Below are 20,358 nucleotides of genomic sequence, written 5' to 3'. Positions count from 1 at the left end.
GCCCACAGTTAAGGTCAAAAATGGCAGTTTAATTCGTTCAAGCATTAAAATAATCGGTCAACGGACAGATACAGTAAAATATCGCAAAAAGAATGACAAACGTTGTTTCCGGACTAATTCCCAAATCCTATAAATATGCCTTTTAACGACAATATTCACCTCTAAAGAATTATATTTGTCATCTTTGATCCCTTCTTAGAAAAGCACGTAAGTAAAATGAAAAATACTACAAAAATATGTTGCATTGGAGCCGGATATGTTGGCGGTCCAACCATGTCCGTGATTGCCAATCAGTGCCCAGAAATTCAGGTCACTGTAGTGGATATAAATGAAAACAGGATAAACCAATGGAACGATGAGGATCTGGACAATTTACCAGTCTATGAACCAGGTTTAAAAGAAATCATTGCCACTACCAGAAACAAGAACCTTTTCTTTTCAACGGAAGTTGACAAAGCCATAGAAGAGGCAGATATTATTTTCATATCGGTAAATACGCCTACCAAGACCTATGGAAAGGGAAAAGGACAGGCTGCCGATCTTAAGTATATTGAGCTTTGTGCCCGTAACATAGCCAAAGTTGCCAAAACAGATAAGATTGTTGTTGAAAAATCGACACTTCCCGTTAGAACCGCCGGTGCAATAAAAAGTATACTGGAAAATACCGGTAATGGCGTAAATTTCGAAATCCTTTCCAATCCGGAATTTTTGGCGGAAGGAACTGCTGTTGACGATTTGATGAATGCAGATCGCGTATTGATTGGAGGTGACGATACTCCGTCTGGCCAAAGGGCAAAGGATACCCTAAGTGCCATTTACGAACATTGGTTGCCCAAAGAACGTATCTTACAGACCAATGTGTGGTCTTCAGAACTTTCCAAATTGGTAGCGAATGCCTTTTTGGCGCAAAGAGTCTCTTCAATCAACTCTATCTCTGCCTTGTGCGAGCGTACAGACGCCAATGTGGCCGAGGTTTCTAGAGCCATAGGATATGACAGTAGGATTGGATCCAAATTTTTAAACTCATCCGTAGGATTTGGAGGGTCTTGTTTCCAGAAAGATATTCTAAACCTGGTGTATATTGCCAGGAGTTTTGGTCTTCAGGAAGTTGCCGATTATTGGGAACAGGTCATCATCATGAATGATTACCAAAAAAGACGTTTTGCCGAAAATATTATTTCCACGCTTTACAATACCGTTTCCGGCAAAAAAATTGTATTCTATGGCTGGGCCTTTAAAAAGGACACCAATGACACAAGGGAATCGGCTGCAATCTATGTTGCGGATGCCTTATTGGAGGAAAGAGCTGAAATTGTTGTCTACGATCCAAAAGTTTCCGAAAAAACAATTTATGCCGATCTGGATTATTTGAACACCAGATCTCCAGAAGAAAACAGAAGGCTCTTGAAAGTGGTCAAAGAACCGATTAAGGCAACAGAAGATGCACATGCCATTGCCATATTAACGGAATGGGATGAATTTAAAACCTATGACTGGGACAAAATACACAACAATATGTTGAAACCCGCCTTCGTTTTTGACGGACGAAGAATTTTGGATTCAGAAACCATGAAGGCCAAAGGATTTGAATTTTATAAAATTGGACAATCTTGAAAATATTAGTAACCGGAGCAGCCGGATTCATAGGCTACCATCTTTGCGAATCCCTTTTAAACAAGGGATTTACAGTTATTGGTATTGACAACATTAATGACTATTACGATCAAGGCCTTAAATATGGGCGGTTAAAAGAGTTGGGCATTGACAAGGAAGGGGCTGAGATCGATTTAAATAGTTGCCAAGGCAAAAAGCATGGCGAAAAATTTACTTTTGTTCGTTTAAGCTTGGAAGATAAGGAGAATCTATCAAAACTCTTCGAAAAAGAAAAATTCAATGTCGTTTGTAATCTTGCTGCACAGGCCGGGGTTCGTTACAGTCTTGAGAACCCGTCTGCCTATGTTGATAGCAATATTGTAGGCTTTGTAAACCTATTGGAATGCTGCAGGCACCATCAAATTGAACATTTGGTCTATGCCAGCAGCAGTAGTGTTTATGGATTGAATAAAAAAGTTCCTTTTTCCACAACAGACAATGTAGACCACCCTATTAGCTTATATGCCGCCAGTAAAAAGAGTAATGAACTGATGGCACATACATACAGTCATTTGTTTGGAATACCAACCACAGGACTGCGGTTCTTTACGGTATATGGGCCATGGGGAAGACCGGACATGGCTTTGTTTCTTTTTACCGATGCTATCATCAAAAACAAGCCTATAGATGTTTTCAACCATGGGAACATGGAGCGGGATTTTACCTATATCGACGATATTGTTGAGGGAATTGAACGAATATTAATTGAATCCATCGACAAAAGGAAAGAAAGGCCCCTCTATAAAATCTATAACATAGGGAACAATAATACCGTAAAACTGACCGATTTTATAGAATCCATAGAAGAAAAAATTGGTGTTGAGGCCCAAAAAAATATGCTCCCAATGCAACCTGGGGATGTATCAAGAACGTGGGCCAATGTGGATGATCTGATCCAAGATTATAACTATAGTCCCGATACCTCTATAAAAGAAGGCGTTTCAGAATTTATTGATTGGTATAAAGGCTATTACAATATTTGACAACCATTTGATCATGACCGAAAAGATTTAAAATCGTTTAGTTATCTAACTTAAGTTAAAAAAAAAATAATTTTACACCCCAAAATTATTTATCAAATCCTAAAAAATTATAAATGTCGATAATGGATATAAATTTAGACCCGAATAAATCTATACTTATTACAGGTGGTGCAGGTTTTATTGGCTCCAACCTTTGTGAAGCACTTTTAAAAAATGGCAATGTTGTAACTTGTTTGGATAATTTTGCTACCGGGAAACGAGAGAATATTGCCCATTTACTGCCTAATTCGAAGTTTAAATTAATAGAAGGCGATATAAGAATCCTGGAGGATTGCCAAAAAGCCTGTGAAGGAGTGGATTTTATATTGCACCAGGCGGCTTTGGGATCCGTACCCAGGTCGATCAACGACCCTATTACCTCCAATGCGGTAAATGTTTCCGGATTTTTAAACATGCTGGTAGCTGCGCGGGATGCCAAGGTTAAACGCTTTGTATATGCCGCAAGCTCCTCTACATATGGGGATAGCAAAGGCCTTCCCAAGGTGGAAGACGTAATTGGCAAACCCCTCTCCCCCTACGCTATTACTAAATATGTAAACGAATTATACGCCGAAATTTTCAGTAAGACCTATGGTTTGGAGACTATTGGGTTGCGTTATTTTAATGTTTTTGGACGGAAACAAGATCCCAATGGGGCCTACGCCGCCGTAATACCAAAATTTGTAATGCAACTTATGAACCATGAGTCACCGATTATCAATGGCGATGGAAGTTATTCCAGAGATTTCACATACATAGACAACGTAGTACAAATGAACCTTAGGGCAATCCATACCCCTAACAAAGACGCAATCAATACAGTTTACAATGTGGCCTATGGGGAACGTACAGATTTAAAACAGTTGGTAGGCCTTTTAAAAGAATACCTAAGCGAATTTGACCCTAAAATCGCACAAGTAGAGGTGCATTATGGTCCAAACCGCCAAGGAGATGTCCCACACTCCCTTGCCTCCATAGATAAAGCCAAAACCTTATTAGGGTACGATCCCCAATTTAATATTGAAACGGGTCTTAAAGAAGCAGTTAAGTGGTATTGGAAAAATTTAAAGTAATACATATAAATTAAGAAAATGACTAAAAATAAGATTGCAGTAATAGGGTTGGGCTATGTAGGCCTTCCCTTGGCCCGTCTGTTCGCAACCAAATACGCAACCATAGGCTTTGATATTAACCAAAATAGGATTAAAGAACTTAAGACAGGGACAGATAGTACCCTGGAAGTGGAAGACGAAGTGTTACAAGCTGTTTTATGTGAAACGCCACAGATGAAAACCGGTCTGTTTTGTACTGATAACTTAGATGATATAGCGGATTGTAACTATTATATAGTAACCGTCCCCACCCCTGTGGATTCTACCAATAGGCCTGTTCTAACACCGCTGTACAAGGCCAGTGAGACCGTAGGCAAGGTCTTGAAGAAAGGGGACATCGTAGTCTATGAATCTACAGTATACCCTGGAGCTACCGAAGATGAATGCGTACCTGTGCTGGAACGGATAAGTGGGCTTAAATTTAATCAGGATTTTTTTGCTGGTTACTCCCCGGAACGGATCAACCCGGGCGATAAGGAGCATACCGTAGAGAAGATTCTGAAAGTTACCTCCGGCTCCACTCCAGAAATTGGGAAGAAAGTAAACGATTTATACGCCTCCATCATTTCGGCAGGCACCCATTTAGCCCCCAGTATTAAAGTGGCAGAAGCGGCAAAGGTCATTGAAAATTCACAACGTGATATCAACATTGCCTTTGTAAACGAATTGGCCAAGATATTTAACCTTATGGACATTGACACCCATGAAGTATTGGAAGCTGCAGGCACCAAATGGAATTTCCTACCTTTTAAACCAGGCCTTGTAGGCGGACATTGCATTGGAGTAGATCCATATTATCTGGCACAAAAAGCTCAAGAATTCGGATATCATCCAGAGATTATACTGACCGGGAGACGCATGAATGATGGGATGGGCAAATATGTTGCTTCAGAAGTTGTAAAACTAATGGTTCAAAGGGACATTAAAGTGAAAGGATCTAAAATACTGGTGTTGGGCATCACATTTAAGGAAAACTGTCCTGACGTTCGGAACACCAAGGCAGTTGATGTAATAAACAACTTAATGAGTTATGGTGCAGAGGTGACGGTATATGACCCTTGGGCTTCGCCGAAGGAAGTTAAACATGAATATAATTTGGATACTACCAAAGAAACGCCTACAAAAAAATATGATGCAGTTGTTTTAACTGTTGCACATAAGGAATTCCTTAAAATGGAACTTAGGGCCATGCTCTCGGAGAACGGAGTGTTATATGACGTAAAAGGGATTGTAAAAGAGCGGGTGGATGCGCGTTTGTAAGGTCTCCCTAAAATGATAATACACAAATTACCTGCATATAATTTACCAAACGATGATAACGCACACCCTATCGAACAACAATTATTTATAAGACAATCATATGTCTAGATTGGCCAATACCATTAGGAACGCAAAGGTTGGTTTATTTTTCCACGTCCTATTTATTACTTCACAATTCGTCTCCCGAAAAATTTTTCTGGATGGCCTAGGTGATGAATTTATGGGTATCGTTTCTACCTTAGGTAGTTTTCTAACCTTTATAAATCTTGCAGAATTGGGTATTGGCACTGCCATTGGTTATACCTTATACAAACCATTGCACCAAGGGAATCATAGGGAGATTAACCACATTATTAATTTTTTTGGACATATCTATAAGAAAATAGGCTTGTTCATATTGGTCGGCAGCTTCATACTTTCTCTCTTTTTTCCATTGATCTTCCAGGACGTGGAAATAAATTTATGGTTGGTTTACTTGACCTTCTTCGGATTACTATCTGGCTCTTTACTTGGATATTTTTTTAATTACCATATTATTCTCCTACAAGCCGATCAGAAGGATTATATAGTAGCAAAGTATTATCAAACTTTTAATATTTCCAAGATTGTTTTGCAGGCATTCTCTGTATTCTATTTGCAAAGCTTTGTTTTATGGATTTCCTTGGAGGTACTATCCGGGCTTTTGTACACCATACTTATTCGGAAAAAAATATTCACGGAATACCCCTGGCTTTTACTTTCAAAAAAGGTTAGCAAAGATGAGCGCAAGTTTCAGAGTTATACAATGATGGTGAAAAAGATCAAGCAAATAAGTATTCACAAAATAGGGGAATTTTTTGCCAATGGCCTCGATAATATACTTATTTTCTTTTTCTTGAGCGCAGAATTGGTAGCCTATTTTGCCAACTACCAAATGGTATTGGTAAATTTGGGAACCTTGGTTACAAAGGCGTTTGCCGGTTCTAAAGCTAGTGTTGGCAATTTGGTAGCAGAAAATAAGCCTGACAACATTAAACAAGTGTTTTGGGAAATGATGGTCCTACGCTATTTTATTGGAGGATTCGGCGCAATTAATATTTATTATCTGATCAACCCGTTTATTGGCCTGTGGTTGGGCCAAAAATATATTTTATCAGAAAATACGGTGATTGTTTTTGCAGCCATCTTTTACCTTCGACAAGTGGTGCAGCCTACCGAAGTTTTTAAGCAGGCTTATGGTCTTTACGATGACGTCTGGGCACCTATTATAAAAAGTATAATTAATCTAACGCTCTCTATTATACTAGTTCAACAAATAGGTATAGTTGGCCTATTGATCGGTACTTTCTGCAGTGTATTGAGCATAGAAGGATTATGGCGACCTTATTATGTATATAAATGGGGTTTTAAGAGCAGCCACATGACCTATGTATTTGGAGTTTTAAAACTACACCTAACATATGTATTTAGTCTGATAATAACGTATTTTATTTTGTCTTATATAATTACAAAACCCATTAATTACTATCAATGGATTTTGAACGTTCTTTTGATAAGTTTAATTAGCGCGGTTATTTATGGCTTTTTACTTTATGCTAGTAACTCTTATTGCAGGGATCTTGTAAAACGATTAAAATCATCCATTATAAAATAATAACATATGTTTAGCATATTAACCACAACATACAACTCTGCGCATCTTATACATAGGGTATATGATTCCTTAATAGCGCAAACTTATCAAAATTTCGAATGGATCATTTCTGACGATGGTAGTTCGGACGAAACCCAAGAAATTGTTGATGCATGGAAATTAAATTGCAAGTTTGATATCATCTACCATAAAATGTCCAAAAACCAAGGTAAAGCCTATGCCTTAAATGCTGGTATAGACCTGTGCACAAGACCTATTACCATCAATGCCGATGCCGATGACACCTTTGCCCCAAACACCTTACAAGATTTGAAATTAATTTGGGAGACTATTGAAAGAAGTGAAAATTCAGATAAAATTGGTGCTGTATGGACAATAGTGCAAGATGAAGAAGGCAAATTGATCGGAGAGCCTTGGCCAAAAAATTTCTGGCAGGTCGGTTTTAAAGAACGTGTTTTAAAAAGAAAAAAAAATGTAGCCGGGGAAAAGTGGCATAGTTGGCGTACCTCTGTATTGAAAAAATATAAAAAATACACTAATCCGAATTCCAGAGTAAGTCCTAGCGTCAGTTGGAATAGAATTAATAAAGACTATGATTTTTTGTGTGTAAACATCATTCACCGTACTTATTTTTCTAATCCCCATGGACTTACACAGCAAAAAAAATCAAAATTAAAGGTTATGAAACGAATATATTATAGTGCATATTATGAATTGGAACCTTTAAATATATTGCAGATTTTGAGTGCCAATTATTATAGAAATATGGCATTTAGTTATTTCAGGTCGAGATTAACTTATCAAGACAATGGAACTAAGTTATCAGGGTCAAAGTTATTTGTAATATTTTTAATTTTTCTATTTAGCTTGCCGTTAAAATTAATTAAGAAGACCTAATAATTCCTTTTTCTAAATACGTATGTCCAACTTTTCAAATAAGATATGATAATGGGTAAAAAAGGAATAATTCGTTTAGGCATAATTAGTATATTATTGCTTGCGGCCTTATTGTATGGTGTACTTATAGGCAAATACCAAGTATTCCCGTACAGTTTACTCAAAAGCCTGCAAGACAATACAGAAATACAACTTGAAAATGCCCTAGAGAATGTTGCTTATGACAAAAAAGACCTCGAAGCGCTAGTTTCTGTAACAGAGGCTACCAGTGATTCCCTGCGGACAGTATTAAGGGTATTGTTATTCGGTGAACAGAACCTAATGGAACTGAAATATGATACCATTTTAACTGTAAAGGATGATTCTTTTAAGGACCTCGCCAATCTAAATCAAATAGAAAAGTTTCAAATCACTCAAAAATATAATATACAATCCATTGGTTATATCCTTCATCCAAAGGTAGGAAACAACCGATTAGTGTTATATCATCAAGGTCATGACGGGGATTTTCTAATCGGAAAAAAGACCATTGCTTATTTAGTAGACAAAGGCTTCACGGTGTATGCATTTTCTATGCCCTTAAAAGGTAGAAACAATAGGCCAGTAGTAGAGATACCAAAAATCGGGAAAATACAATTATCCAATCATGAGGAGTTTAAGTATTTAGACCACCCACTGCAATACTTTATTGCTCCAGTAATCACTATGCTCAATTATGCTGATGGTAAAAAATTTAAGGATATAACTATGGTAGGTGTAAGCGGCGGAGGCTGGACGACCACTTTGGTTGCGGCCATGGATACGAGGATTAGAGCTAGCTTTCCTGTAGCTGGAACATCACCTATGTTTCTCCGTTACCAAGAACAATCTAGGAACTATGGAGATTTCGAACAAACATTTCCCGAGGTATACACCAAAATAAACTATTTGGATTTATATATTCTTGGAGCTACAGGGGAAAATCGTTCACAAACCCAAATTTTGAATAAATACGACCCTTGTTGTTATGGCGGCGACGGTTATCTACAATACGATACCTTTATATCCAATTTGGTTAAAAAATTCAAAAATGGGAGATTTCAAGTACTTTCTGATACTACACATACGGAGCATAAAATTTCAGAATGGAGTTTAAATCAAATATGGATTGAATTAAAATAAGTGACAAATAAAAACAGCGAAAATATCTTCTTTTTACTGTTTTTGCTTGCTACTGTAATTAACTAAAGTAATAACATTAATCATTGAAAAAGGCAATTTAATCAATACTAGATCCCAAACTCCTTTAAAATAAAGAAATTAATTAATGAACTATCACAATGCAGAGCCAAAGTAGCACTAAAATAATTTGAGCACATTTTCGGTGCAACTCGGTATATTATGTTTGCCCTTGGTTCTTTTAATACTTTTATTACTTCTTCATATTATTATTAGTTGCTCAATATTAAAAATTTATTCCCTTAATCTAATTCCTAAATGCTTGGGCGACACCTTCTTGTAACACCTTTTTTTTTACACATTTAAGTCTAAAATATTCTTCCGTACCAATTAATTCAACAATTCTTTTGCGCATTTACCAATACATTAAAAAATAATATTGTAAGAAAATAGGTGCCATTGCCGTCACATTAGAAGATGTGCTTAAAGAACATAGATATTTATATCAAAAAAAACCGGAAAGTCGCATTGAAGCAATCGTGCTAACTGTTGCCCACATAGAATTTATAACCTTGGATTTGACTTACCATTTGTCAGGAACCGGAATAATTTATGATGTTAAGAGCGCTCACTACTACCCTGTGGAAGGTAAACTTTAGCATTTACCATATTAGGAAGGATCAATTATATTCCCTCTCCCACTTTAGGATTACACCTTAGTATATACGTTTGATCTAAACCCTTGGATTGGTCAAAAACCCGAAGTACAACAAATATTTGTGCAGTTCATCGATTTTTTAGTTAATGAAGTGTTAAAAACCAACTCTCCAAGATCCAATTGGATCTTTATAAACGTAAAACACTCTGTTGGGCAAAAGTTGCTCTATCGATTAAAAAAATACCTTAAATGAAAAAGGTAAAACTATAACCTAAAGAGTGATAAGCAATTACAAAAATTTAAATTCTGTTAAAAAGTTCTGTATTTCGTCGAATATAACTTGCCTTTTAACGATAATTTCAAAATATAAAGTAATATTGTTTCACCCAAATAGTTTTACTCTTAATCCCTTAACCTAGTTTATGATGATGTTCCACCCCACCAAAATCAAGTTATTGATCCTACTTCTTTTTGTCGTTTTCTTTCAAATATCTTGTGAAAAGGACACTGACCTACTTACAGAAGCAATTTTGCTTCCCGAAAATCCAGCTGAGATTGAGGATGCGTCTGGAAAGGACAGTTTGGTTTCCAAAACTATTGAATTATCTCCAATAAATGATGCCTACGTACAAGAAGGAAAAGGATATGATGATCAAATAATACGTATTCAAACCAATATACGCACCAGTTATTTGATGTTCGATCTTAGTTCCATCGACGGGGAGTTGGAAAATATTGAATTAAAACTCACGGTTGATAGTGACGATGGGGATGGCACCCTTAAAATCTTCAAAGGTGCTCACAATGAGTGGTCTGAAAATAAATTATCTTCAACCACCGCACCTTCTAAAGAAATTGAAATTACCACAGTATCAAAAGCATTCAATACAGGTGTAACTGAAACCATTGCTATTAATAAAGACTTAATTTCAAAGGAATTAATTAGCTTTGTATTGGAACAACAAAATGGAAACGACTTTTCCATAACCTCCAAGGAAAATTCCAATAAAATGGGACCCAAATTAGCGGTAACCTACAGAACAACAAAGGGTGAACCTCAGGAAGAAGAAGCAAATCCTAATGATTCCCAAACCTCGTCTACTGAGCCCTTTGCTTATGAATTAAAAGCATTTCCCACTGCCGAAGGTTTTGGAAAGAATGCTACAGGCGGACGCGGTGGTAAAGTCATTCACGTAACAAATCTTAATGACAATGGTCCTGGGAGTCTTAGGGATGCCGTTGAACAAACAGGAAAGAGAACTATTGTTTTTGATGTTGGTGGTGAAATCGTCTTAAATTCAACTATAAGGATAGCATATAATCAAGGTGATGTGACAATAGCAGGACAAACTGCTCCAAGTCCAGGTATTTCAATACGGGATTACCCCCTTGAAGTAAATGGGAGCAATGTAATATTGAGATACCTCACAATTAGGTTAGGCGATGTTTCCTTAAAAGAGCAAGGTTATGAATGGGATGCATTTAGAATAGCTCACCGAAACTCACCTTCAGGCTATAATATTGAAAATGTAATCGTAGACCATTGTTCTTTCAGTTGGGCAACAGATGAAAATGTAAGCTTTGATGGGGATTCAGATACGAAAAAAACTCAAAATATTACTATACAAAATTGCATGATAAATGAACCTGCTGAAAGTTCGTCATATAATATGTTAGTTGGCAACTATGTATATAATTTAAGTATTTACAGAAACTATTTTAGCCATGCAAAAGATAGAAGCCCTTTAATTGGTTATGGTATAGCAAATGAAACCGTTGAAGTTATCGGAAATCTAATTTATGGTTTTAAATATGGGGCAAATATTGCCTGGGGGAATCATGTAGATTTTTTAGGAAATCATTACAGACCGTTCTCAAATATTCTTAATGTTAGCAATGTTGTTGGATATGGTGCAAACAGTACGAACAATCCTGATGCCAAAGAAACCAATGGAGGCATATATGCAGCCAACAATACAACTTCTAATTCTATTCAATATAGTTTTTTAGATCCTAGAATAACGAAATACAACAAATCTTCAAGAATACTCTCAAATTCAACAATTTCATATTGGCCTAAGAACAAAACGGAAAATGAAGATTTTGTTTTTGGCATTAATGTTGGTAATAGTTTGTATAGGGACGCTGTAGATACTAGGCTCTTAAATGATTACAAGAATAATACGGGAAGTTTTAGAAATGGCAATAATCCGTCTACCTATCCAGGTGGATGGCCTATTAAAAAATCAACCAGTAGATCGGACGATTATGATAAAGATAATGATGGTATGGCAGACAGCTGGGAAATTGCAACTTTCGGAGAGCTATCTAAAACAGCAGCAGGAAAAGATTTGAATACCGATTATACCAACTTGGAAGTATTTTTACATTCTCTTCTGCAGTAAATTGACATAGAGCCTTATGAGACTACCTCATGAAGTGCGTACATAGGACAATTGCGGGGGTATGACCTCCGCATTTTTTTTGTTTAATATTATTATTTGCACTTTAGGTAAAAGTGGTTTAATCTGTCGATGATGTCATTAAACAGTTCAAGATCAGTGATGAGCCTACCAGTTTTCTCAAGGAAATCCAAAAGTTCTACATCGAAAAAATGCTCGAAGGTAAACTTGACTAACACTCGATTACGAAAATCAATAGTAGTCCTATGTCGGCAATATTCTCAACGGGACACTCCAAGAAGAAAGGAAGGAACTTTTTTGGGAATACAAGAATACGGTCCCTATGGACAGGGAGGCTACCTATAGCTCAATGATACGTGAAAACTCCAAGGTTATAAACAAAACGGTCCATATCCGCTGGTCTACGCCATGAGTAAAAAAAGGAGGTGCTGGGCAAAGCCATATGAAGCATATAATGCAACGCCCCAAAGCAAGAGGCCACCTAAATGTCCCTGGAAGTTTATGCCTGTAATGATATTGGAATAGGGTCAAACTTTAAAAACTCCAACCACTGTTTAATATATTTTGTTATTGAAAAAATTCCTTTAAAAGGTTTATTTTGCATTATATCTTTTTTGTGCCACAAATTGCCTGACTTATACTTAATTTTGGCCCTTAAATAATAATAAATGAAGACTTGTTGTTAACATTAATCAAATATGCTACGCTTTTTTTAATCATGCTGAACATTCCGGGGTTTGTATTTGCGAATATAAACCCTATCTATTCCAGCATGTTAAGTTATTTATCCTTTGGCTTGATGCTGATGTATTTTTTTTTGACAAAAAAAAGATCTTTAAATCGATGGATGCTATTGATGGGCACTTTGTATTTTTTGATTGGAAGTTTGTCCGGACAAGCCTATATTCCTGAGGATATTATTGATTATCTCTTCGTTATTATAAAATATTTCATTATTGTCATTGGAGGCTATGAAGTGGTGAAGGCGACTTCGAAAAAGGAATTAATTTTGTTCTTGCTAATAGGAGCTTTGACCGTTTTTCTTCAAATGTTTGTCTATTACAATCCTTTGAAAGACGGTGGCCGGTATAGCGGTTTTTATTTAAATCCCAATGCCCTTGGTTTCATTTGTATGATGGGTTATGCCCTTAGCTTTGGGGTAGAAAAAAAATATCGAACCATAGGTCAAATTGCCTTTACCATCATTGGTTTTTTGACCTTTTCCCGAACCTTTATTGTGGTATGGCTTTTCATCAATATACTATCAATTCGGGTATCAATAAAAAATATACGTGTCTTGGCAGCGGGTGTAGGCCTTTTTGTTGGTTTATTGACCTATAACGCATTTTTACCTAAAAAAAATCCGCGTTTGGAAGCTATGAGCAACATCCTGGAAGGCAAATCACAAAACACCAATAAGCTTGAAGAAGATAGTCGCACCCACACATGGGCCATTTACTATCCAGCGTTAATGGACAAACCTATTTTTGGCCATGGCTGGGGTGCATTTGAGGGTGGTGCCATGGTGTCCGTAATGGGACCGCACAACGCCTATATAAAAACAATGGGAGAAGGTGGTATACTAACCTTGCTGATTATGCTAGCACTCTATGGTTTCCTGTTAAAAACGGCTTGGACCAATTTTAAGCAGCATCCACACCTATTTTTAATGCTATTCGCACTTTGTTTGTTTATGGCCACTAATCACAGTTATTGGACCAATGGTTATATTTTGTTCTTTTCTATGTGGTTGCAATATCAAATTTTAACCAAGACAGAGGAAACAGTTCTAGAAAAGGGTACTATAATAGAATAAAGAAAATATTTGACTGAATTATTCTTTTTGAATCTATGAACTACAAAACGAATACGAACTTTCATCATCTCAAATTACACGTGGTACAATTATGAAAATTGCATTTGTTATCTATGGCTTGGGTTCCGGTGGGGCAGAACGTTCCGTCACTGGTTTGGCGAATTATTTTGTAAACCAACATCAAGTCTCAATTATTACATTGGTCAAGACCACACCTTTTTTTGAATTGGATCCCAAGGTACGGCTACATTACTGCTTAGAGCAGCCAAAAGTACGAACGAACCCAATACAATCGATTATACATGGAATGGTGAGAATCCGCAAATTGGTGAAATTATTAAAGTCAGAAGAAGCAGAGGTAGTTGTCAGTTTCATGTACACATCAAATATTTATACGATTTGGGCCGCAAAATGGGTTGGAATTCCCAGCATTGGTTGCGAAAGGTCTAACCATGCCGTTTTTCGATTGCCAAGAATACAAGAACACTTGCGAAAATTTAGCTATCAATATCTTAGCAAATTAGTAGTGCAGACCCAAGGCAATCAAAAGTATTACGAAGACTTTATGCCCGCTAATAAAATCTCGATCATTCCAAATGCGATATCAGAAAGTTTACAACCGCAACGACAGCTGCCGCAAAAATTAGAAGAAAAGATAATTTTAAATGTAGGTAGTTTTAAAAATGGCAAGGCACAGGATCTTTTGATCAGGGCATTTGCGCAAATTAACAATCCGAAATGGCGGTTGGTCTTTGTTGGGCAGGGTCCAAACCTGGAAAAGTTCAAGGTCTTGGCCAATGAATTAGCCGTTGGGGAACAAATTGATTTTTTAGGCACGCAAAAAGATATGGCAACCTATTATAATAAAGCGAGCTTGTTTGTATTTACCTCGGAACATGAAGGCTTCCCAAATGCCCTATTGGAGGCGCTATATTTTGGGCTACCCTGCATATCCACAAATTGCCCACATGGCCCGGCCGATCTAATTGAGGATGGGCTCAATGGATTTTTAGTGCCTGTAGGAAATCAAGAAGCATTACAGGAAAGGATGACACACTTAATGAAGGACAAAAAATTAGGGCATAGCTTTAGTAAAATGGCAGTTGCAAAAAGTACAACTTACGAAATAGAGCAAATTGCCGAACAATGGATGGATGTCCTTAAATCAGTCACAAACTAATGAAATAAATATATTAAATGCTTAGGCATTCCAAATGTATTTGTTACGTTAAAGTGCAATAACGAGTAAATAAGTAATTAACAAAGTCTCTATATAAAAATTTATGTGCGGAATTTACGGAACGACCTTACCTTATAACCAGGAACTGGTACAGCAAAAACTTGAACGTACCCAATTTAGAGGACCAGATCAAATGGGTGTGGCCAGTTATGACACTTCCAAAGGATTAGTGACTTTTGGACACAACCGTTTATCTATAATTGATTTAGACGCAAGATCTAATCAACCTTTTGCCTACCAAAATAAAGTACATCTTGTTTTTAATGGCGAGATTTATAATTTTCGTGAACTAAGGGATAAACTTAAGGAAAAAGGATATGGATTTACCACCAGCAGTGATACAGAGGTGATATGTGCGGCCTATTTGGAATATGGACAAAACTGTGTGGAACATTTTAACGGCATGTTCGCATTTGTGATTTATGATATAAAAAAACAGCTATTGTTTGGGGCAAAGGATCGATTGGGTCAAAAACCATTTTACTATCAGTTAAGTAATAAGGGGATTGAATTTGCCAGTCAAATTTCATCCATACAATTGGGCAATACAAATTTATCCATTAACAAAAATGCCATTGAACAGTATTTATCTTGGAACACCATACCCCACCCATCTTCTATTTTTAACGAGGTAAAGAAACTGGAGGACGGCCATGCCTTCACTTATGACCTCCAGACCCATGATTTTAATCATTGGGCCTATTGGGACATCGCTCACCCTACTGCCCCGGCTTTTGGAGGCACCTATGAAGAGGCCAAGACCGACCTTGAAACGATATTGACCGACGCCGTGGAGCATCGCATGATCGCCGATGTACCTTTAGGAGTCTTTTTATCAGGTGGTGTGGATTCCTCCCTTATTGCCGCGCTTGCGGTTAAAAGTTCGGAGAAGAAGATAAAGACCTTTTCCATAAAATTTAATGAAAAGGGCTTTGATGAAAGCCTCTATGCCCAAAAAGTAGCTGATCATTTGCTAACAGACCACCACGTCATTGAGTGCGATTATAAAGAAGGTTTGGACCTGATTTTGAATTTTAGCCATTATTATGACGAGCCGTTTGCGGATGCCTCGGCGATTCCATCCATGCTTCTGGCCAAACATACAAAACCACAGGTAACGGTAGCTCTTACGGGGGATGGTGCTGATGAATCCTTTTTAGGGTACGGCCGCTATGAGAAGTTGGAGAAAATTGAAAAGGTCATGAAGGTCCCTTATTTTATTAGAAAATTAGGCACATCTCTTTTTGCGTACAGCAAGAGCAAACGCTATCATGCCATAAAGGGCATTCTATCTGCCAAGACCGATGGGGATGCGTATTTGGAAATGATGTCCACAATAAAGGCTCCTTGGATGGCAACAGGTAATCAGACAGATGATTTCGAGGCCCTTAAATATATTAAGCATAAGGGCAAAAACATTTATGAAAGAGCTGGAGATTTTGATCTCAAAACTTATTTGAGTTGGGACATCAATACCAAAGTAGACCGCGCCACCATGGCCTATTCTTTGGAGGCCCGTTCTCCTTTTTTGGATTATCGGGTGGTGGAAATGGCGCAAAGCCTGCCCACGGCTTTCAAATACCAACAGGGCAATCAAAAACGTATTCTAAAGGATATTTTATACAACTATGTTCCCAAAACTTATTTTGATCGCCCCAAATCAGGGTTCACCATGCCATTTGAGGTTTGGTTTAGAAACGATTTAAAGGATTATGTGCTTTCAGAGCTCTCCTTGGAAAACTTAAATAATATTCCTGGAATAAAGCCCATCATAGTGCAACAAATGATACAGGACCATATGAAAGGAACTTGGAATCATTATCCCTTAATTTGGAAGTTATTGATATTAAAACAATGGTTGGATAAAAACGGAAAGGGATATTCCATAGTTTAATTAAGGTGAATAAACTTTTGGGATTTTACTTTGTTAATCCCGTTATACGAAAGTTTCTAAATTATTTGCAATAAAATTCATCGATTATCAATAAAGAATTATGAGAATAAAACTGATTTTTATTACACCAAATTTATCCGCAGGTGGTGCCGAAAAGGTAATGTCTTTCTTAGCACAAAATATTAATCCAACGACATTTAATGTTAAACTATTAGTCTTAGGTTTTGAAAAAGACACAGTTTACAATACTGTAGGAGTAGAAACTATATATTTGAATCACGCCCATGTACGTGAAGCTTTTATTTCTTTAATAAAAATTTTTAGAGCAGAAAAGCCGCAAATTGTCATTGGATCCATTACCCATCTTAACTCAACCCTCGGATTGATATCTTATCTGTTCCCTAAAATAGTTTTTGTAGGTAGACAAGCGGGAATTAGTAAAATTGCATCTGACCACAGTATAAATAAGGCAAACTATATATATAACTTTTTAATGTATATTGGATTAAAAAAACTAAACTATGTCATTTGCCAATCAGCTGATATGCTTCAGGATTGTATGAAAGAATTTGGAATCAAAGAAAAAAAACTTAAAATTATTCGAAATCCGATTACCGATAATTTTAAGGTGAAAACTACAAATAATATTGATACTACTAATATTCATCGATTCATTACTGTAGGAAGACTTGTTCCTATTAAAGGACACGAAAGGATTCTGGAAGTTTTATCAAATTTAAAATTGCCTTTTACCTACACCATCATAGGGGCTGGACCCAAAAAAAATGCCATATTAGAAAAAGTTGATTCCTTGGGCTTAAAAGACAAGGTCACGTTTATCAATTTCACTAGAGAAGTATCTAAATATCTTTCCCAAAGTGATTTTTTTCTTCAGGGATCCTTCTCGGAAGGGTTTCCTAATGCACTTTTAGAAAGCTGTGCCGTCGGAACCCCTGTAATAGCCTTTAATGCTCCAGGGGGGACAGGGGAAATTGTTGAAAATGGCATCAATGGATTTATAGTCAAAGATCAAGAAGAATTTTTGGATCGCTTGAACAATTTGGAATTCTTTGATCCTCAGAAGGTCTCCGAATCGGTATATAAGAAATTTGCCAAGGAAATTATCCTTAATGAATATGAAACCTTTTTTCAAAAAATAGTTGATAAACAATACAATGTACACTAAAAATACCAAAATTGCCCTATTCATTTATTCTATGGCTGGGGGTGGGGCCGAAAGAGTGGTGTCCTATCTCCTGCCCTATATAAAAAACAAAGGTATTGATGTTGTACTTGTTTTAATGAACACCTCCATTGCTTATGACCTTCCAAAAGATATTCCCATTCACTATTTGGAGACCTCAAAAGCCAAGGAACATGGTATACTTAAACTGGTTAAACTACCTCTTCTTGCCTATAAATATGCTCGATTACTTAAAAAACTTGAGATTACCCATTCGTTTAGTCTTTTAACTCGTCCCAATTATATTAATGTAATGTCTAGGTGGTTCACCAATCACAGTTATAAATTAATAATCAGTGAAAGAAATTACATTAGCGAACAATATGGTTATGGAGATCTCCAAAGTCAAATAAACCGGCTACTTGTAAGAAATTTATATCCAAAAGCTGATCAAGTTATTTGTAATGCAAAAGAAAGTGGAAAGGATCTAGTTGAAAATTACAATGTAGATGCCCAAAAAATAAAGATAATTTACAATCCGATTGACAAACTGAAAATTGACGATATCTCTGCCATAAACAATTTTTTTGACTCCAAATATTTCAACATCATATCTGTAGGCAGGTTAGAAACCGTCAAAAATCACAAGATGCTTTTGGAGGTTGTGCAGGATTTTAAAAATGTAAGACTTTATATATTAGGCCAAGGACCATTAGAAGAAGAATTGATAAGCATGATATCTGAGAAAGGACTACAGGATAATGTATTTTTGTTGGGCTTTGACAATAACCCATACAAATATCTCAAAAGTGCTGATTTGTTTATTTTTGGATCAAACCACGAAGGTTTTCCCAATGTACTTTTGGAGGCCATTTGCTGCAACCTTCCAATTTTGAGCACGAACTGTAAATCCGGACCTAGTGAAATGCTTGAACTAGCTCACGAAACGGACCATGATATCATGCTTACCAAAAGCGGTATATTAAGTCCAGTTGGTAATGTACAACTAATGAAAAAAGGATTAAATTACTTTATTCAAAATCCAGAATACTTGAATTCATGTAAAAAGTATTCCATGAAAAGAATTAAAGATTTTGATCTTAATAAAATTCTTTTGAGCTATGAAAAGTCAATATTTGATAGCTAAATTTGGTTCATAAGATTCTATCCCCATATAAGAACGAGAAACTACTGAAATGAAAAAAAAAGTTTTAAGAGTTGCTGCCATACCTGGCTCTTTGGCAGGGTTGCTAAATGGTCAACTGAGATACCTCAATCAATATTATGAGGTGATAGGACTTGCTTCAGAAGGAAAACGACATAAGGACCTTAGGAAGAACGAAAATATTAGGACTATCCCTGTAAATATAAGCAGAAGAATTAGCCCATTCCAGGACCTGGTAAGTCTCTATAAACTGTATATTATTTTCAGGAAAGAAAAACCTTTTTTAGTTCATTCAATTACCCCCAAAGCTGGACTTCTAAGCATGGTTGCTGCATATTTGGCAAGAGTTCCCCACAGAGCCCATACTTTTACCGGACTTATTTTCCCAACAAAAGAAGGCTTCATGAAAAAGATACTTATATTTTTCGATAAAATAATTTGTATTTGCGCAACAAACGTATATCCTGAAGGCCAAGGTGTCAAAAATGATTTAATCAATTATAACATCACAAAAAAATCACTAAAAATAATAGCTAATGGTAATGTGAATGGCGTGGACATTAGACATTTTGACCCATCCCTCTTTCCTCAAAAATCTGTAGTTGAGTTAAGAACAAAATATAATTATACACTTGATGATTTTGTTTTTTTATTTGTAGGCAGGATTGTTAATGATAAGGGAATCATTGAACTTATCAATGCCTTTACGCAATTAGAGGCAATAAAATCCAATATTAAATTGCTATTGGTGGGCACATTTGAAAGCGATCTTGATCCAATTCCTTCGCACATTGAAAATGAAATTCAGAGCAACCCCAATATATTACATGTTGGACATCAAAATGATGTTCGTCCATTCTTTGCCCTATCCAACATATTAGTTTTACCAAGTTATAGGGAAGGGTTCCCCAATGTAATTCTCCAAGCTGGAGCCATGGGTAAATATTGTATAGTAACTGATATTAATGGTTCAAATGAAATTATTAAAAATGGTGAAAATGGTGCTATTATTCCGGTTAAAAACAGTTTTGCTTTAATGGAGCAAATGAAATATTGTTTAGAACACAAAACTAATTATGCCGCTCCTAACGATTCCTATCGCCAAATAATAGTAGATAAGTTTGAACAACAAATTGTTTGGGAAGCGTTGCTTAAAGAGTATAAGTCAATGGAAATAAAGGATATTAAATAGATGTCCATTTATTTGTTTTTTAATAGTAGCCTTTAACTTATTTATTTGCTCT

14 protein-coding genes are annotated in these 20,358 nt (G+C 36.4%); all 14 read left to right on the top strand.

Annotation, left to right across the window (positions count from 1 at the left end; all coding sequences use genetic code 11):
- Window positions 1-216 precede the first annotated feature (216 nt).
- The gene (locus tag WAA86_RS06305; RefSeq protein ID WP_337300142.1) at window positions 217-1,614 is read left to right on the top strand and encodes a nucleotide sugar dehydrogenase; all 1,398 of its coding nucleotides are present in this window, start codon (window positions 217-219) and stop codon (window positions 1,612-1,614) included.
- The gene (locus WAA86_RS06300; RefSeq protein WP_337300141.1) at window positions 1,611-2,636 is read left to right on the top strand and encodes an NAD-dependent epimerase; all 1,026 of its coding nucleotides are present in this window, start codon (window positions 1,611-1,613) and stop codon (window positions 2,634-2,636) included. The genes WAA86_RS06305 and WAA86_RS06300 overlap by 4 nt, the downstream gene beginning before the upstream one ends.
- A gap of 113 nt (window positions 2,637-2,749) precedes the next feature.
- Window positions 2,750-3,748: an SDR family oxidoreductase gene (locus WAA86_RS06295; RefSeq protein ID WP_337300140.1), complete on the top strand. Its 999-nt coding sequence runs from the start codon at window positions 2,750-2,752 to the stop codon at window positions 3,746-3,748.
- 18 nt (window positions 3,749-3,766) lie between these two features.
- Window positions 3,767-5,047, top strand: coding sequence for a nucleotide sugar dehydrogenase (locus WAA86_RS06290; RefSeq protein WP_337300139.1), 1,281 nt, complete (start codon window positions 3,767-3,769; stop codon window positions 5,045-5,047).
- Between the two features lie 448 nt (window positions 5,048-5,495).
- Window positions 5,496-6,680, top strand: coding sequence for a lipopolysaccharide biosynthesis protein (locus WAA86_RS06285; protein WP_337300138.1), 1,185 nt, complete (start codon window positions 5,496-5,498; stop codon window positions 6,678-6,680).
- 6 nt (window positions 6,681-6,686) lie between these two features.
- Complete coding sequence (locus WAA86_RS06280; RefSeq protein ID WP_337300137.1) at window positions 6,687-7,577, top strand: glycosyltransferase family 2 protein; 891 nt, start codon at window positions 6,687-6,689, stop codon at window positions 7,575-7,577.
- A gap of 51 nt (window positions 7,578-7,628) precedes the next feature.
- A complete protein-coding gene (locus WAA86_RS06275) occupies window positions 7,629-8,738 on the top strand; it encodes a hypothetical protein (RefSeq protein WP_337300136.1) in 1,110 nt (369 codons plus the stop codon).
- Between the two features lie 1,110 nt (window positions 8,739-9,848).
- Window positions 9,849-11,798, top strand: a complete 1,950-nt coding sequence (locus tag WAA86_RS06270) for a CBM96 family carbohydrate-binding protein (RefSeq protein WP_337300135.1) — start codon at window positions 9,849-9,851, stop codon at window positions 11,796-11,798.
- Between the two features lie 874 nt (window positions 11,799-12,672).
- Entirely contained in the window at window positions 12,673-13,632 is a 960-nt protein-coding gene (locus WAA86_RS06265) for an O-antigen ligase family protein (RefSeq protein WP_337300134.1), read from the top strand.
- 91 nt (window positions 13,633-13,723) lie between these two features.
- Complete coding sequence (locus WAA86_RS06260) at window positions 13,724-14,812, top strand: glycosyltransferase family 4 protein (RefSeq protein WP_337300133.1); 1,089 nt, start codon at window positions 13,724-13,726, stop codon at window positions 14,810-14,812.
- 103 nt (window positions 14,813-14,915) lie between these two features.
- The gene (gene asnB, locus WAA86_RS06255) at window positions 14,916-16,766 is read left to right on the top strand and encodes an asparagine synthase (glutamine-hydrolyzing) (RefSeq protein ID WP_337300132.1); all 1,851 of its coding nucleotides are present in this window, start codon (window positions 14,916-14,918) and stop codon (window positions 16,764-16,766) included.
- Between the two features lie 100 nt (window positions 16,767-16,866).
- Complete coding sequence (locus WAA86_RS06250) at window positions 16,867-17,952, top strand: glycosyltransferase (RefSeq protein WP_337300131.1); 1,086 nt, start codon at window positions 16,867-16,869, stop codon at window positions 17,950-17,952.
- A complete protein-coding gene (locus WAA86_RS06245; protein WP_337300130.1) occupies window positions 17,942-19,096 on the top strand; it encodes a glycosyltransferase in 1,155 nt (384 codons plus the stop codon). Before WAA86_RS06250 ends, WAA86_RS06245 begins: the two co-directional genes overlap by 11 nt.
- A 49-nt stretch (window positions 19,097-19,145) precedes the next feature.
- Complete coding sequence (locus WAA86_RS06240; RefSeq protein WP_337300129.1) at window positions 19,146-20,306, top strand: glycosyltransferase family 4 protein; 1,161 nt, start codon at window positions 19,146-19,148, stop codon at window positions 20,304-20,306.
- The last annotated feature ends 52 nt before the right edge of the window (window positions 20,307-20,358 follow it).

This window comes from Sediminicola sp. 1XM1-17, assembly GCF_037203765.1.
Taxonomy (GTDB): domain Bacteria; phylum Bacteroidota; class Bacteroidia; order Flavobacteriales; family Flavobacteriaceae; genus Sediminicola.
This window is presented reverse-complemented; position numbering and strand designations above follow the sequence as displayed.

Coding starts and splice junctions, on each gene's coding strand:
- WAA86_RS06290 (WP_337300139.1), top strand. CDS start 3,767: ATGACTAAAAATAAGATTGCAGTAATAGGGTTGGGCTATGTAGGCCTT.
- WAA86_RS06265 (WP_337300134.1), top strand. CDS start 12,673: ATGGGCACTTTGTATTTTTTGATTGGAAGTTTGTCCGGACAAGCCTAT.
- WAA86_RS06260 (WP_337300133.1), top strand. CDS start 13,724: ATGAAAATTGCATTTGTTATCTATGGCTTGGGTTCCGGTGGGGCAGAA.
- WAA86_RS06245 (WP_337300130.1), top strand. CDS start 17,942: ATGTACACTAAAAATACCAAAATTGCCCTATTCATTTATTCTATGGCT.
- asnB (WP_337300132.1), top strand. CDS start 14,916: ATGTGCGGAATTTACGGAACGACCTTACCTTATAACCAGGAACTGGTA.
- WAA86_RS06240 (WP_337300129.1), top strand. CDS start 19,146: ATGAAAAAAAAAGTTTTAAGAGTTGCTGCCATACCTGGCTCTTTGGCA.
- WAA86_RS06250 (WP_337300131.1), top strand. CDS start 16,867: ATGAGAATAAAACTGATTTTTATTACACCAAATTTATCCGCAGGTGGT.
- WAA86_RS06295 (WP_337300140.1), top strand. CDS start 2,750: ATGTCGATAATGGATATAAATTTAGACCCGAATAAATCTATACTTATT.
- WAA86_RS06305 (WP_337300142.1), top strand. CDS start 217: ATGAAAAATACTACAAAAATATGTTGCATTGGAGCCGGATATGTTGGC.
- WAA86_RS06280 (WP_337300137.1), top strand. CDS start 6,687: ATGTTTAGCATATTAACCACAACATACAACTCTGCGCATCTTATACAT.
- WAA86_RS06275 (WP_337300136.1), top strand. CDS start 7,629: ATGGGTAAAAAAGGAATAATTCGTTTAGGCATAATTAGTATATTATTG.